Here is a 14321-nt window from a genome sequence, read left to right on the forward strand (position 1 = left end):
CTGTTATGGCGCCCCCCCCCCCCGCCCGGGCGGCGCGGGCCCCCCGGGGTCCGGGACGGAGCCCCGAGGCCGTAACGCCGGTGCCGTGGAGGGGGACGTAGCATGCCGGGCGTGACGAATGACCCGCTCACCGAGGCCATCGGACTGACCGACCTCATGCCATGGTCCGTCGCACCCCTGCGCCTGGGCCGCACCTGGCCCGTCTCCCCGGACCCCGCTTCCCTGAAGACCCGTTGGAACGCCTTCGTGGCTGCCGACGAGGCCGAGCGCACCGCACTCCTCGAACCCTCCCGCGCCCGCACCCTGCACACCGCCACCGCCCAACTCCCCGGCCAACGCACCGGCACCGAACCACTCGCGCACGCCCACGGCCCCTGCCCGGCCCCCGTGCCACTGCTGCACGGCCCGTTCGACGAGCAGTGGCTCATCCCGGACCAGCGCCTGATCGACGCCGCGCGCCCCGAACTGTGGCGGGTCGCGGACGAGCGGCAGCTGTTCCTCGTCGAGCAGAGGTACGCGCCCGATGCCGCCGGCCCCGCACTACTGGCGTCCACCGTGCTCCCGGAGGGCCGCGTCCGCCCGCTGTACCGCCGCCCCGGCGGCGCGGAGCCGAACGTGGCGCCGGGCCTGCTCACCCACCTCTCCGGCGCGTACGACCAGGAGGTGACAGCGGCCGAGCTGTTCGCGTGGATCCTGGTGACGGGCACCCGCGACGGCTCGCGCGGCATCCGCGTGCCGCTGCCTGACGCCGCCGACGTATGGGCGCGCGGCGTGGAACTCGGCCGCCGTGTCCTGTGGTTGGAGCGGCGCGGCACGGACGCCGAGCGCCCCAAGCTGCCCGGTGGCCGCCGCCCGTACGTACGCGCCCCGCTACCGGCCCGGCCGACGGAGATCCTCTACGACCGCGAGGAGGAGGCCCTGCTCGTCGGCGACGGGCGGGTGTCCCCGGTCCCCGCGGCGGCCTGGGACTTCCATGTCGGCGGGGTCCGGGTCCTGGAGCAGTGGTTCGCGCGCCGCACCGCACCTGCCGAACCCGGCACACTCGCGGCCCTGCGCCCGGCCACCTGGCCGCAGCCGTGGACCTCGCAGCTCCTGGAGCTCGTCACGACCCTGACGCTGCTCGCGGAACTCGGCCCTTCACAGGACGAGTTGCGGGAGGCCGCCCTCGCGGACCCGATGACGACGAAGGACCTGGAACGGGCACACATCCTCCCCGTCCCGGACTCGGCCCGCCGTCCCGCCTCCGTCCTCGACCACCAGGAGGAGGGCCCGGGCGGCCAGTTCGCGATCCTGTAAATCCCGAGAGGTCCGGGAGGGCGAGCGCTCCCGGCGCCAAAGCGCGAACCCCTGGGCGACTGTCGGCCCGGGCCATCAGGAAGCGGGCGCGGGCGACCCGTTCGCCCGGCTCCCAGGTCACCCGGCGGGCACGCTCACTCCGCCGCGAACCCCTCCAGCGTCCGCCGCAGCGCCCGCTCGAACACGGCCTCCAGGTCGATGGGCCCGGCGTCCTCCGCGAAGGACGCCGCGAGCCGCGGGTACCGGCCCGAGGCCACCTGCCTGCCCAAGTACGCGATCCGCGCCGCCTGTTCCTGCTCGGCGCTCCACGGCAGGGAGCGGGTCCGCTCGGCCGTGGCGATCTCGTTGGCCACGTACGTCGTGACCACGCTGGTCACCGCGGCGACCAGCTCCATCTTCGTGCCGTACGGCAGGTCGAGCGGATCGAGGCAGGTCAGGCAGTACTCCAGGTAGGCGAGGGCGTTCGGGCTGAACCCGTAGACCGGTGACATCAGGCCCGGCATCCAGGGGTGCCGATGCATCAGCGCCCGCGCCTGCCGGGCGAGCCCGAGCACATCCGCCCGCCAGTCGCCGCTCGGCCCGGGGAACTCGTACTCGGCACTGACGGCGTCGACCATCAGCTCGTACAGGTCCTCCTTGCGCGGCACGTAGTTGTACAGCGACATCGTGCCCATGCCCAGCTCACCGGCGATCTTCCGCATGGACACCGCGTCGATGCCCTCGGCATCGGCGACGCGCACCGCCGTCGCCGCGATGTCGGCCCTGCTGTGCGCGGGTCTCGGCCCCCGCCCGGCGCGCTCGGGGCGCGCCCAGATCACTTCGGGTTCGGCCGCTCGGCCCGCCATTGGTCATCACCTCGCGCACCATCCTAGTTACGTACGCCGTACGTAATGCGCTACGGTGGGGTCATGACTTCTACGTACGCTGTACTTAGTGAGGGTCTGGAGAAGCGCTTCGGCAGGGGGCCGAAGGCCGTGCACGCCGTGCGCGGCCTGGATCTGGCGGTCCGCGAGGGCACGGTGTGCGGTCTGCTCGGGCCGAACGGGGCAGGCAAGACGACCGCCGTCCGGCTGCTCACGACGCTGCTGCGCCCCGACGCCGGCACCGCGCGTGTCGCCGGGCACGACATCACCGCCGCCCCGCAGTCCGTCCGCCGCCGCATCGGCGTCACCGGCCAGTACGCCTCGGTCGACGGCGACCTCACAGGACGCGAGAACCTGCGCCTGTTCGCCCGCCTCCTGCGCGCGCCGCACGCCCGTGCCCGCGCCGACGAGCTGATCGAGCGCTTCGAGCTGACCGACGCCGCCGACCGCACCGCGCGTACGTACTCCGGCGGCATGCGCCGCCGCCTCGATCTGGCCGCGAGCCTGCTCACCCGCCCCGCCGTCCTCTTCCTCGACGAGCCGACCACCGGCCTCGACCCACACAGCAGGAACGGCATCTGGGAGACCGTGCGCGAGCTGTCCCGCGAGGGCACGACCGTCGTCCTCACCACGCAGTACCTGGAGGAGGCCGACCAACTCGCCGACGACATCGTGCTGATCGACGAGGGCCGCGCCGCCCACTCGGGCACGCCCGCCGAACTCAAGGCGCAGATCGGGCACTACGCGGAGGTCGTCGTGGCACAGGAGGCGGGCGAGCGGGCGCTGCACGCGGCGGCCGTCGTCCTCGACCAACTGACCGGCACCCGGCCCCGGTTGGACACGGAGTGCCGCACCGTGGGCGCCGTCGTGCTCGACCCGGCTCTCACCCTCCCCCGCGTCGTACGCGAACTCGACGCGTCCGGCGTCCCGTTGCTCGATGCGACGCTGCGCCCGCCCACGCTCGACGAGGTGTTCCTGCGCCTCACCGTCACCAGACCTCAGGAGGTCGCCGCATGAGCACCGCCATCCTCTACGACGGTACGGCCGTGCTCGGCCGTCACCTCCAGCGCCTCCGGCACGCCCCGGCGATCCTGATCATGACGCAGACCATGCCGATCGTGTTCCTGCTGTTCTTCGGATACGTCTTCGGCTCCGCGCTCGCCATGCCGGGCGCGGAGTACCGGGCGTTCCTGGTGCCGGGCATGCTCGTGGCGACCGCGGCCAACGGGATCATGACCGGGATGTTCGGCGCCGCCCAGGACTCGCACCGGGGCGTGATGGACCGCTTCCGCACGCTGCCGATGAGCCGGGCCGCGGTGCCGCTCGGGCAGGCGGTCGCCGATCTGCTGACGACCGCCGTCGGCCTGGTGCCGCTGGTGCTCGTGGGGCTCGCGATGGGCTGGCGGATCGAGGGCGGACTGCCGGGCGCACTCGGCGCGTTCGGGCTGCTGCTGCTCCTCCGGTTCGCCGCGACGTGGGTCGGGATCCTGCTCGGGCTCGCCTCGCAGAGCGAGGAGGCGGCGGGGCAGCTGGGCGGCGCCACGTTCATGCTGCCGCTACTGTCGAACGCGTACATCCCGACCGACGGGATGCCGGGGTGGGTGCGCACCCTCGCCGAGTGGAACCCGATCAGCGCCGTGGCCACGGCCGTGCGCGAGCTGTTCGGCAACGCGCCGGTGCCGTACGGCGCGGCCTGGCCCGTGGCGCATCCGGTGGCGGGCTCGCTGGCGTGGTGCACGGTGCTGCTCGCGGTGTGCGTGCCGCTCGCCGTCCGCCGCTATGCGCGCGGCGAACGGTGAACGGGCCGTGCGTACCGGCTACTTCTGCGGCTCGAGCGCGGGGCCAAGGGAGGAGAACTTCTCCTGGGACACGATCCGCTTCGGCGGCCAGGTGATGTTGTTCGGCGGCCACTTCTGCCCGGTCTTCTTCAGGAACCACTCGGGCGGCTCGTACATGGGCGGCTCATAGCCGTCCGGGATCGCCGTCTTCCATTCGACGTCCTTCGTACGGTCCTTGAACTCGTCCTTGATCGCCTTGAGCCGCTCCGGCTGGGTGATCAGGTCGACCGCCGTGGCGGCGAGGTACTTCGCGGCGGCGAGCACCGCGGCCTGGCCGGGCGCCGCGGCGGCGCAGGCGGCCGTGGACCAGGTGTGCATCTTCGTGCCGATCGGGGCGAGCGCGGAGCCCATCGAAACGGTCGGCGCGTTCCAGCTGATGTCCGCGACGTCGGTCGAGCCACCGCCGAGGAACACCGGGTCCGGCGGCGTGAGTTCGGCGACCTTGTCGTGCATTCCGGACTCGGGGAGACCCAGGGACTTCTGCAGGTCCTTCGCCAGCTGATGGGCTTCAGCGTTGAATTTCGGCGGGCCGATCTGCTGCATGTTGTCGTGCAGCAGCTCCGCGAAGGACCTGGACGGCAGCTGGTTCCAGCAGGCGGAGGTGATGCGGTGCTGCACCTTCGTCTGCGAGGCCTTGGCGGCGGCCTCGGAGATCGCGATCACCTTGTCGAGCAGCACCTGGACGCGGGCGGTGCTGCCCTCGCGCACGTAATAGCTGATCTCCGCGAGTTCTGGGGTGACGTTCGGGATTTCGCCGCCGTTGTTGATCACCCAGTGGAGGCGGGCGCTCGGCGCCATGTTCTCCTCGCGCAGGAACTCCGACATCGTCGCCATCATCACGGCGGCGTCGAGCGCGGACTTGTTCCCGAGCGGGGTGCCGCCGTGACCGGCGACACCGAGGAACGTGAAGGTCACGGCGGTCATGGCGTTGGTGGTGCCCCAGCCGGTGGCGTTGGCGGTGGAGGGGTGCCAGTCGAGGAAGGCGTCGAGACCCTCGTACACGCCCTTGCTGACCGCGTACGTCTTGCCGATCAGGGCCTCCTCTGCGGTGGAGCCGAAGAACTTCACGGTGACCGGGAGCTTGTGCTGCTTGGCGGCCTGCGCGACCGCGGCCGCCGCGGCGGCCGCCGCCGTGCCGAGCGCGCTGTGCCCGCAGCCGTGTCCCGGGCCGTAACTCGGGGCGAAGGGGTCGTGGATGTACTCGCGCGGGTCGTGGTGGCCCACGCCCTTGTTCTGCGAGAGGCCGGGCAGCGCGTCGTACTCGCCGCTGAAGCCGAGCACCGGGCCGCCGCTGCCGTAGGAGTAGGTCGCGGTGAACGCGGTCGGGAAGCCGGCTGTGCCGAACTTCACGTCGAATCCGGCCCGTTCGAGGAAGCCGGCCTCGGCGAGCGAGGAGTTCCACTCGCGCAGCGACAGCTCGGCATGCTCCCAGATCTCCTCGTTCAGGCCGGTGATGCGGGAGCTGTTGGCGCCGATCCAGCCGAGGGCGGCGGACTTGGCGGGGCTGTCCTCCGCGAGGCCTTCGGGCGCCTTGTACTCGAGCGGGGCCGCGTCGGCGCCGTCGGCCGCGGCGGCCATCGCCGGGTCCGCCTGGGCGGTCATCGCGGCGGTGGTCACTCCGGCGGCGCCGAGCATCTGCATGATGCGGCGTCTGCTGATCTGCGGTCCGGTCATTGCCGCGGGTATCTCGTGCTCGTGATGGTCGTGCAGGTCACACACGCGTACCTCCCGGGGGTGAGGTGGGTGTAGCTGTAACTGCCAACGAAGATCACGCGCCACATTGGACCCTGGAGATTGCCCCGTCAACACCCGTGCGTGACAAGGGCGTTACGCGATGTATGGGTGAGCGGGCACGACAAAGGCCCGCATCGTCCTCCTTGCCGGAGTGTCCGCCGCGTGCCGTGGGGATGACGGTCGCTGTGCTGCGTGGCGATACACCGGACGGCGCGGAGGCGCGATACGAGCCTTGTCCTCTACTGGGGCGGCGCTTCCTAGTGGCCGCCGAACAGCGTGCGGCGAAGCCGCCGCAGGGGCGCGAAGAGCGAGACCCTCCGCATACGTGCGCGACTACCGCTGCGCTCGTGCGCCGCGTCCCGCGTGGTCAGCTCGCGCATCAGTGACGTCGCCTCCATCGTCTCGCGCTGCGGGACGGCAGGGCCGCCGAGCACCGAGAGATGGCGGTCGAGACGCGAACTGGTCGCACCGTTCCCGCAGGTGATCGCAGGCACTCGCGGCCTGCTGCGCACTGTTATCTGTTCCATGTCACTCCCCACCCGTACGAGGGCACCCGGCCCGGGCAGGTTAACCCTATCGCCCCAGCGCGGCACTCGTGCATCCCGGTGGCAGTATTCACCTCCCTCGTAAGGGGGTTGACGGTTCGAAAGCGATCACTCTCCGAATCCGACCGATTCCAGGGCGAGTTGGACAAGTGGGGCTCCTGTGGGGCGCGCGGAACCGCCGTCCGGCTCCGTTGTGACGGCGAGTGAGGAGGCGTCCGAAGTCAAGCCGGTGGCCACCACGGGCGTGTCGGAGCCGCCCTCGGGCAGCACACCGAGGGAACGCGGCGGTGCCGAAGGGGCCATCAGCCACAACTGGTGGACCCGGCCGCGGGGCGGCGCTTCGAGACCTGTGACAGTGATCACCGCACTGCCCCGCTCGGGCGACGCGACCACGTTCAGTCCGTCGGCGCGGACGGCACCGGCGTCCGGCGCCGCGAGCACCCGCGCCACCTCGCGCGCGGCGGCCCGCTGCGCGTCGAGCCGGTCCGAGGTGCGCTCCAGTTGCACGGCGAAGAGCGCGGCCACGGTGAGCGCGCCCGCGCCCGTTGCCACGCCGAGCGGAATCAGCAGCCCACGCGCGCGTGGCGCCGGTCGCTCCACGGTGGCCGCGGGGGCCTGAGCGGTGATCCGTACGGCGGTCAGCACCCGCTCGCGCAGTTCGGCGGGCGGCGCGACCGCGGCCGAGCAGGCGAGCCGCACGGAGCTCTCCGTCAGCGCACGCACCTCGTCGGCGCAGGAGTCGCAGCGCGCCAAGTGCCGCTCGAGCCGGGCCCGTTCGCGGTGCTCCAGGGCATCCAGGGCGTAGGGCGCGGCGAGGGAGTGGACACGCGGGGCCCACGGGACGCGGTGAGGCTTCGGGGTCCGGTCGTTCATGCGGCGTCCCCCAGGCAGGCGCGCAGCCGGGTCAGCCCGTCGCGCATCCGCGTCTTGACGGTGCCGAGCGGGACGGAGAGGCGCTGCGCGACTTCCCGGTAGGTGTACCCGTCGTAGTAGGCGAGGGTCACGGAGCGGCGCTGGAGTTCGGTGAGCCCTTCGAGGCAGCGGCGGACCCACTCGCGGTCCAGGTTCGTCTCGACCTGCTCGGCGACCTCGTCGAAGGCGGTGCGGTGCCAGCGGCTCACGGCCCGCTCCTCGCGCTCCCTGGCCGCGCGGGCGCTGCGCACCCGGTCCACCGCTCTGCGGTGGGCGTGGGTGAGCACCCAGGCCATTCCAGTACCCCGGCGCGGGTCGAAGCGGGCGGCGTCCCGCCACAGTTCGAGGAACACCTCCTGGGTGACCTCCTCTGACTGGGCGGGGTCGCGCAGCACCCGGAGCACGAGCCCGTACACCGCGCCCGACACCAGCTCGTACAGCTCCTCGTACGCCCGCACGTCGCCCTGCCCGACCATCGGCAGCAATTTGTCCGCCCGCATCGGTTCCCCTCCCGCCCGGTGGCGCGGCCCGGTGCCGCGCCGCCCCCACTACGTGGTTCGCGGCCGGGCCCGGTCCGGATCGGGGACGCCGCGAAGTTTCGTGAAGGAAGTACGGGCGGACAGGGGTCCGGCACCCAATTCGCGGTCGACCAATCCGCCGGGCGCGGCGCGCCGAATGGCTTGGCGTCAACCGCACTTCGTGCACGGACCGCGTGAGGACGGACCCATGACCTCTCAGTCAGCGAAGCCATCGAAAGCACCGGCTTCGGCAAGCCCAGACACGGCACGCGGCACTGCGCGCGTGCGGATACGGCGCCGGGGGCAGAAGCCCGCCCTGGCGCTCCTGGTCTGCGGCGGCCTCGCCGTGGGCGGTCTCACGGCCGCCGGCGCGACCGGTGTCGGCCCGCAGCGGGCCGAGGCCTCCAGCCACCGCGAGGCGCCACTGATCTCGGGCCAGCCCCAGTACGACAACACGGACGTGTACGCGTTCGTGAGCCCCGACAAGCCGGACACCACGACCCTGGTGGCCAACTGGACCCCCTTCGAGGAGCCCGCGGGCGGCCCGAACTTCTACCCGTTCCCCGAGGATGCCCACTACGACCTGCACATCGACAGCGACGGCGACGCGCAGGGCGATCTGCTGTACCGGTGGACGTTCAAGACCCGGACCAAGAACGGGAACACGTTCCTCTACAACACCGGCCCGGTGAACAGCCTCGACGACCCGAACCTGAACGTCACGCAGACCTACGACATCGATCTGCTGCGCCTCAAGGACCAGAAGATCGTCTCGAAGTCGAAGATCGCCGACGACGCCCCGGTGGCGCCGTCGAACGTCGGCAAGGCGTCGATGCCCGACTACAAGAAGCTGCGCGACCAGGCGGTGAAGAAGGTCGGCGGCGGCGTCACCTCGTACGTGGGCCAGGCCGACGACCCCTTCTTCCTCGACCTGCGCGTCTTCGACCTGCTGTACGGCGGGAACCTCTCGGAGGTCGGCCGGGACACGCTCAAGGGCTACAACGTGAACACGGTCGCCCTCCAGGTGCCCACCGCGTTCCTCACGGAGTCGAAGGACCAGCCGACCATCGGCGTGTGGTCGACGACCTCCCGCAAGGACGCGAAGGGCGACTGGACGCAGGTGTCCAGGCTCGGCAGCCCGCTGGTCAACGAGGTGGTGAACCCGCAGAAGGTCAAGGACCGCTTCAACGCGTCCGCGCCGTGGAACGACAGCCAGTTCCTGCCGTTCGTGACCGAGCCCGAGCTGCCCAGGCTCATCGAGTCGATCTACAAGATCAAGGCTCCGAAGACGCCGCGCAACGACCTGGTGGACGTCTTCCTGAAGGGCGTGAAGGGCCTCAACCAGCCGCCGGGCGTGCACCCCTCGGAGATGTTGCGCCTCAACACGTCGATTCCACCCACGAGTTCACCGAAGCGTCTCGGCGTCCTCGAGGGCGACAAGGCGGGCTTCCCGAACGGGCGCCGGCTCTCCGATGACGTCGTGGACGCCGAGCTGCAGGTCGTCGAGGGCGAACTCCTCGGCAAGAAGAACGACCTGGGCGACGCCGTCGACGCCAACGACAAGAAGTTCGATTCGTCGTTCCCGTACGTGGCGCTGCCCACGGAGGGTTCGCGCGGCCCGCTCGCCAAGAGCAAGTCGCAGAGCGACACCGAGGTCCGCGACCAGCTCACCGGCAGCTCGGTGTCCTCGGGCTCCGGCGACGACAACACGCTCGTGACGGCGTCCATCGCGGCGGCCGGCGCCGGCTTCCTGCTGATCGGCACCGGGCTCGTGTGGTGGCGCAGCCGGAGCAGGCGGCGCGCCGGGTTCGGCCCGCCGTACTCCATGTGAGCCGTCCCCGGAACGGCGCGGCCCGCGTGCTTGATCCTCCACCGCGGGCCGCGCCTCCCACTCGCACATCCGTATCTCCATCTCTCGGAATTCGTCCCAAGGAGCGCGCATGCAGGCCTTGTCCGGCAAGGGGTCAGGGGCGTCGGGGCTCGGGCGGCTGCTCGCCCTGGGCGCCGCGCTCGCCCTCGCCCTCACCGCGGGCGCCCTGGTCACCGACGACGGCTCGCCGCCGAAGGCCGTGACCACGGGCACCGCCCCGAACCCGGCACCGGCCCGGCTCGCATCGGGCGACCTCGACCGGGGCGTCTCCGAGCTGCAGAAGCACCTGAAGGCCCGGCCCAGGGACGACGCGTCGTGGGCGTCGCTCGGCACGGCGTACGTCGAACAGGCGCGGGTGAGCGCGGACCCGTCCCGCTACCCGCAGGCCGAGCGCGCCCTGGCCCGCTCCCTGAAGCTGCGCCCCGGCAACGACCCGGCGCTCGCCGGGCAGGCCGCACTCGCCGCGGCCCGGCACGACTTCGACGGCGCACTGCGCCTCACACGCAGGGCCCTGAAGGTCAACCCGTACAGCGAGGCCGCGCTGGCGCTGCGCGTCGACGCACTCGTCGAACTCGGCGACTACAAGGGTGCGTTGAAGGCGGTCGACGTCGCGGACTCGCGCCGACCCGGCATCCCAACCTTCACCCGCTTCGCATACGTACATGAGTTGCGCGGCGACGCCACGACCGCCCACAAGGTCCTCTCCCGGGCCCTCACCAGCGCCACATCCCCCGGCGACGTGTCGTACGTGGCCACCGCCCTCGGCCAACTCGCCTGGCGCCAGGGCGAGTACAAGGCCGCCCTGCGGCACTACGCGACAGCCCTGCGCGCGGACCCGACCGCCGTCGCCGCCCTGGAGGGACGCAGCAAGGCGCGGGCCGCGAGCGGGAACACCGCGGACGCGATCCGTGACCTGAAGGCCGTCGTCGCGCGCGCCCCGCTGCCGACCGCGCTGGTGGAGCTCGGCGAGCTCTACGAGGCGCGCGGCGAGGACAAGGCGGCGAAGCGCCAGTACGCCCTCGTCGGCACCTGGCTGCGGCTCGCGCGCGCGGGCGGCGTCGACGTCGACCTGGACACGGCGCTCGCCTCGACGGAGCACGGCGACCGGGCCGCGGGCCTCAAGGCGGCGCGCGCCGAGTGGCAGCGCCGGCACACCGTGCACACGGCGGACGCGCTCGCGTGGGCGCTGCACGTGGGCGGCCACGACAAGGAGGCGTTGCCGTACGCGCGGCGGGCCACGGCCACCGGCTTCGGCGAGGCCGCGTTCCTCTACCACCGAGGCGTCATCGAACTGGCCGCGGGCGACCGGCCCAAGGGCCGCGAGCTGCTGCGCGAGGCGCTGGACCGCAACCCCGGTTTCTCGCCACTGGGCGCGAAGGCGGCACGTGCGGCGCTGGCCGGGGCGACGGGGAAGGGGGCGGGGCGATGAGCCGCATACGGCATATACAGCACAACGGGCGCTGGAAGCGATACGTCGCCCTGCCCGCGGTCCTCGCCGCCGCCACGGCCGGGCTCCTCCTGGCCGGCTCCCCGCAGGCCGCCGCCCACCCGCTCGGGAACTTCACCGTCAACCACTACGACGGTCTGCTCGTCGCCCCCGGTGGCCTGCGCGTCGAGCACGTGGAGGACCTGGCGGAGATTCCGACGCAGCAGGTGCGGCCCGAACTCGACGCGCGGGGGCGGGCGGCGTGGGCGAAGGAGCGCTGCGCGAGCGCCGCGGAGCGCGCCGAGGCCGACGTCGACGGGCGGCGGGCCGCCCTTGACGTGCGTACGGCCGACGCGGTGCTGCGCCCCGGCCAGGCGGGCCTCAGGACGCTGCGCGTGGAGTGCGCGTTCACCGCGCCGCTGCCGCGCGGCAAGCACGGCGAGAAGGTACGCGTCGAGCTGCGCACCGGCGCCGCCGAGGGCCCGGGGTGGCGCGAGATCACGGCGCGCGGCGACCGGATGACGCTGACGGCGTCGAACGTGCCCACGACGTCGACGTCGGAGCGGCTGACGCGCTACCCGAAGGATCTGCTGTCCTCTCCCCCGGACCGGACCTCTGCCCGGGTCACGGCCGTTCCCGGCGGCCCGGCGGCCACCGGCTCGGGCTCGGGCGCTGACGCGAGCAGTGGCGCGACCCGCTCCGAGATCCTCCCCCGCGGCGCCGACCGCTGGACCGAGGCTCTCACCGGACTGGTGTCACGGCACGAACTCGGCCCCGGCTTCGCGGCGTTGGCCCTCGGCATCGCACTGTTCCTCGGCGCGCTGCACGCGCTCGCGCCCGGCCACGGGAAGACCCTGATGGCGGCGGCCGCGGCGGCCCGCAGCCGGGCGAGGTTGCGGGACGTGCTGCCGCTCGCCGCGTCGGTGACGGTCACGCACACGCTCGGCGTGATCGCCCTGGGCATCCTCGTCACGGCCGGCTCCGCCGCCGCGCCCTCGGTGATCGCCTGGTTGGGCCTGGCGAGCGGTGTACTGGTCACGGCGGCGGGGGTGGGCCTGCTCCGCAGGGCGTGGCGCCACCGCTCGGCGGCACGGGCACACACGCATGACCACGAGCACGCGCACACGTATGACCACGGGCTCGGCCACGATCACCACCACGGCCACACGCACCCGATGCCTCAACCCACCCTCCGCGGCACCCTGTTCCTCGGTTTCGCCGGAGGTCTCGTCCCCAGCCCTTCGGCCGTCGTCGTGCTCGTCGGCGCCGCCGCGCTCGGCAAGGCGTGGTTCGGCCTGCTGCTCGTGTTCGGTTACGGTGCCGGGCTCGCGCTCACCCTCACCGCCGTCGGCTTCACGGTGGTGCGGATCGGCGGCCGGATCGCGCAGTCCCTCACCGGCCCTCCCGTCTCCCACCACCGCCCTTACCGGAATCGCTTCGCGATACTCCCTCTGTCTCGGCCCGGACGCGGCCCGCTCGCCGCGTTCGTACGCCGTGCACTGAGCCGCGCGGTGCCGTTCGGATCGGCCTTCGTCGTGGTGGCCCTCGGCTGCGGATTGGTGTTCAGGGGGGCGGCAACCGCGCTCGGTTGAGCTACTTTTGTTCAGACTTGTCGTGCCGCGCTTGCTTGTCTTCCCACGAATGGGGGCGCCCGTGGTTGAGCGTGTGGTCGCCGGACGGTACCGGCTGCTCGACCCCCTCGGCGAGGGCGGCATGGGCACCGTGTGGCGGGCCCGCGACGAGGTGCTCGGGCGCGAGGTCGCCGTGAAGGAGGTGCGCGCGCCCGCCGGGCTCCCGGACGCCGAGGTACAGCGGATGTACGCGCGCCTGGAGCGGGAGGCGTGGGCGTCGGCGCGGATCAGCCACCGCAACGTGGTGACGGTGTACGACGTGGCCACCGAGGAGCAACGCCCTTGGATCGTCATGGAGTTGGTCCGCGGCGTCTCGCTCGCCGAGCAGTTGGACGCGGAGGGCCCGATGTCCCCGGCGCGCGCCGCGCACGTCGCCGCCGAGGTACTCGCCGCGCTGCGCGCCGCCCACGGCGTGGGCGTGCTGCACCGCGACGTGAAGCCCGCCAACGTCCTCCTGTCGAACGACGGCAGGGTGGTGCTCACCGACTTCGGCATCGCCATGGTCGAGGGGACGCAGGCACTCACCATGACGGGCGAGGTCATCGGCTCGCCCGAATTCCTTGCCCCGGAACGGGCGTTGGGGCGAACCCCGGGTCCCGAGTCGGACCTGTGGTCGCTCGGTGTACTGCTGTACGCGTCCGTGGAGGGGCACTCGCCGTTCCGGCAGGACACCCCGCTGAGCACGCTGCGGGCCATCGTGGACGAGGAGTTGCCGCCGCCGCGCCGCGCGGGGCCGCTGGCGCCCGTGATCGAGGGCCTGCTGCGCAAGGATCCGGCCGAGCGGACCCCTGCGTCCGAGGCCGAGGGGGACCTGCGCATCGTCGGTTCGGGCGGCACCCTGTGGGCGGGCCCGGTGCAGGCCTCCCCGCTCGCCGCGCAGCCGACGGTGACGTCGTGGCAGACGCCCGCGCACACACCTCCGGCCCCGCTCCCGATGGGCGCCCCGCAGACGGCCACCACGGCCCCGGTCCGCGCCGATCCCGACTCCCGATACCCCCGCCGCGCATCGATGGCCATGATCGCGGGCATCGTGGTCCTCCTCCTCGCCATCGGAGGACTCACGTACGCCCTGCTCAACCGCGATTCGAACCCGAACGGGAACACGAACAGCGGGGGCGGCACATCCGGGGGCGGGAACAGCGGGAGCACCTCGGGCGGCAACAGCGGCGGCAGTGGGGGCGACAACGGCGGCGGAACGACGGGCGACAACAACGGCAGCGGCGGCTCCACCAATGGAGGAAACGGCGGCAACGGCGACTCCGGCAGCAACGGCCACACGACCGCCCCAGCCCAGTCCGTCAAGGTCAACGTCCGTGCGGTGCGCGGCAGTTACTCGGGCCCGTGCCCGCCGCCGGCCGCGGCCGCCCCCGCGTTCGCCGCGACGATCACGGTTGGCCGCGCCCCGGCCTCCGTGCAGTACCGCTGGGTGGTGAGGGGCGGCACGGCATCGGACCCCGGCTGGAAGACGCTGACCGTCCCCAAGGGCGCAGCGAACAAGGCCCGTACGGTCACCACCACGCAGACGCGCTACGAGGCGGGCGGGACGCTGCGCGGCCAGATCGGCGTCGAGGTGCGCAGCCCGGTGGCGGTGACGTCCAACTACGTCTCGTACGCGATCACGTGCAAGGTGGTGACCCCGACGAGCGGGGCCACCACCGGTTCACCTACGTACTGAGGTCCGCGTACCG

General features: G+C 72.5%; 12 protein-coding genes. 7 read left to right on the forward strand and 5 right to left on the reverse strand.

Going from position 1 to position 14321, the window contains the following annotated elements; genetic code table 11:
* Positions 1–102 precede the first annotated feature (102 nt).
* Positions 103–1296 (forward strand): type ISP restriction/modification enzyme, encoded by a 1194-nt coding sequence (locus ABT004_RS25285; protein ID WP_351341070.1) that lies wholly within the window; start codon positions 103–105, stop codon positions 1294–1296.
* A gap of 134 nt (positions 1297–1430) precedes the next feature.
* On the opposite strand, the gene ABT004_RS25290 is transcribed toward ABT004_RS25285, so the two are convergent.
* Positions 1431–2141 carry a TetR/AcrR family transcriptional regulator gene (locus ABT004_RS25290; RefSeq protein ID WP_351341073.1) on the reverse strand — a complete coding sequence of 237 codons (711 nt, stop codon included), beginning with the start codon at positions 2139–2141 and terminating at the stop codon, positions 1431–1433.
* A gap of 63 nt (positions 2142–2204) precedes the next feature.
* Between ABT004_RS25290 and ABT004_RS25295 the strand changes: the two genes are divergently transcribed.
* Positions 2205–3176 (forward strand): ATP-binding cassette domain-containing protein, encoded by a 972-nt coding sequence (locus ABT004_RS25295; protein ID WP_351341076.1) that lies wholly within the window; start codon positions 2205–2207, stop codon positions 3174–3176.
* On the forward strand, positions 3173–3958 hold the full coding sequence (locus ABT004_RS25300; protein ID WP_351341079.1) for an ABC transporter permease: 786 nt from the start codon (positions 3173–3175) through the stop codon (positions 3956–3958). Before ABT004_RS25295 ends, ABT004_RS25300 begins: the two co-directional genes overlap by 4 nt.
* Before the next feature lie 18 nt (positions 3959–3976).
* Here ABT004_RS25300 and ABT004_RS25305 read toward each other — a convergent pair whose 3' ends face one another.
* The 4 genes from ABT004_RS25305 to sigK form a co-directional block, all read right to left on the reverse strand.
* Positions 3977–5716 carry an amidohydrolase gene (locus ABT004_RS25305; protein ID WP_351341082.1) on the reverse strand — a complete coding sequence of 580 codons (1740 nt, stop codon included), beginning with the start codon at positions 5714–5716 and terminating at the stop codon, positions 3977–3979.
* A gap of 272 nt (positions 5717–5988) precedes the next feature.
* On the reverse strand, positions 5989–6258 hold the full coding sequence (locus ABT004_RS25310; protein ID WP_351341085.1) for a hypothetical protein: 270 nt from the start codon (positions 6256–6258) through the stop codon (positions 5989–5991).
* A 126-nt stretch (positions 6259–6384) separates the two neighbouring features.
* Complete coding sequence (locus ABT004_RS25315) at positions 6385–7149, reverse strand: anti-sigma factor (protein WP_351341087.1); 765 nt, start codon at positions 7147–7149, stop codon at positions 6385–6387.
* Positions 7146–7688: an ECF RNA polymerase sigma factor SigK gene (gene sigK / locus ABT004_RS25320; RefSeq protein WP_351341091.1), complete on the reverse strand. Its 543-nt coding sequence runs from the start codon at positions 7686–7688 to the stop codon at positions 7146–7148. Before sigK ends, ABT004_RS25315 begins: the two co-directional genes overlap by 4 nt.
* Positions 7689–7863: 175 nt before the next feature.
* Between sigK and ABT004_RS25325 the strand changes: the two genes are divergently transcribed.
* The 4 genes from ABT004_RS25325 to ABT004_RS25340 all read left to right on the forward strand — a co-directional run bounded on the left by ABT004_RS25325 (position 7864) and on the right by ABT004_RS25340 (position 14308).
* Complete coding sequence (locus tag ABT004_RS25325; protein WP_451192711.1) at positions 7864–9537, forward strand: DUF4331 domain-containing protein; 1674 nt, start codon at positions 7864–7866, stop codon at positions 9535–9537.
* A gap of 109 nt (positions 9538–9646) precedes the next feature.
* A complete protein-coding gene (locus tag ABT004_RS25330) occupies positions 9647–11005 on the forward strand; it encodes a tetratricopeptide repeat protein (RefSeq protein ID WP_351341097.1) in 1359 nt (452 codons plus the stop codon).
* Positions 11002–12594: a nickel transporter gene (locus ABT004_RS25335; protein ID WP_351341100.1), complete on the forward strand. Its 1593-nt coding sequence runs from the start codon at positions 11002–11004 to the stop codon at positions 12592–12594. Before ABT004_RS25330 ends, ABT004_RS25335 begins: the two co-directional genes overlap by 4 nt.
* Positions 12595–12643: 49 nt before the next feature.
* On the forward strand, positions 12644–14308 hold the full coding sequence (locus tag ABT004_RS25340) for a serine/threonine-protein kinase (protein ID WP_351341103.1): 1665 nt from the start codon (positions 12644–12646) through the stop codon (positions 14306–14308).
* Positions 14309–14321 lie beyond the last annotated feature (13 nt).

It is taken from the genome of Streptomyces sp. NPDC002790 (genome assembly GCF_040295505.1).
Taxonomy (GTDB): domain Bacteria; phylum Actinomycetota; class Actinomycetes; order Streptomycetales; family Streptomycetaceae; genus Streptomyces.

Coding starts and splice junctions, on each gene's coding strand:
- ABT004_RS25285 (WP_351341070.1), top strand. CDS start 103: ATGCCGGGCGTGACGAATGACCCGCTCACCGAGGCCATCGGACTGACC.
- ABT004_RS25340 (WP_351341103.1), top strand. CDS start 12,644: ATGGGGGCGCCCGTGGTTGAGCGTGTGGTCGCCGGACGGTACCGGCTG.
- ABT004_RS25330 (WP_351341097.1), top strand. CDS start 9,647: ATGCAGGCCTTGTCCGGCAAGGGGTCAGGGGCGTCGGGGCTCGGGCGG.
- ABT004_RS25325 (WP_451192711.1), top strand. CDS start 7,864: ATGGCTTGGCGTCAACCGCACTTCGTGCACGGACCGCGTGAGGACGGA.
- ABT004_RS25315 (WP_351341087.1), bottom strand. CDS start 7,149: ATGAACGACCGGACCCCGAAGCCTCACCGCGTCCCGTGGGCCCCGCGT.
- sigK (WP_351341091.1), bottom strand. CDS start 7,688: ATGCGGGCGGACAAATTGCTGCCGATGGTCGGGCAGGGCGACGTGCGG.
- ABT004_RS25295 (WP_351341076.1), top strand. CDS start 2,205: ATGACTTCTACGTACGCTGTACTTAGTGAGGGTCTGGAGAAGCGCTTC.
- ABT004_RS25290 (WP_351341073.1), bottom strand. CDS start 2,141: ATGGCGGGCCGAGCGGCCGAACCCGAAGTGATCTGGGCGCGCCCCGAG.
- ABT004_RS25335 (WP_351341100.1), top strand. CDS start 11,002: ATGAGCCGCATACGGCATATACAGCACAACGGGCGCTGGAAGCGATAC.
- ABT004_RS25300 (WP_351341079.1), top strand. CDS start 3,173: ATGAGCACCGCCATCCTCTACGACGGTACGGCCGTGCTCGGCCGTCAC.
- ABT004_RS25310 (WP_351341085.1), bottom strand. CDS start 6,258: ATGGAACAGATAACAGTGCGCAGCAGGCCGCGAGTGCCTGCGATCACC.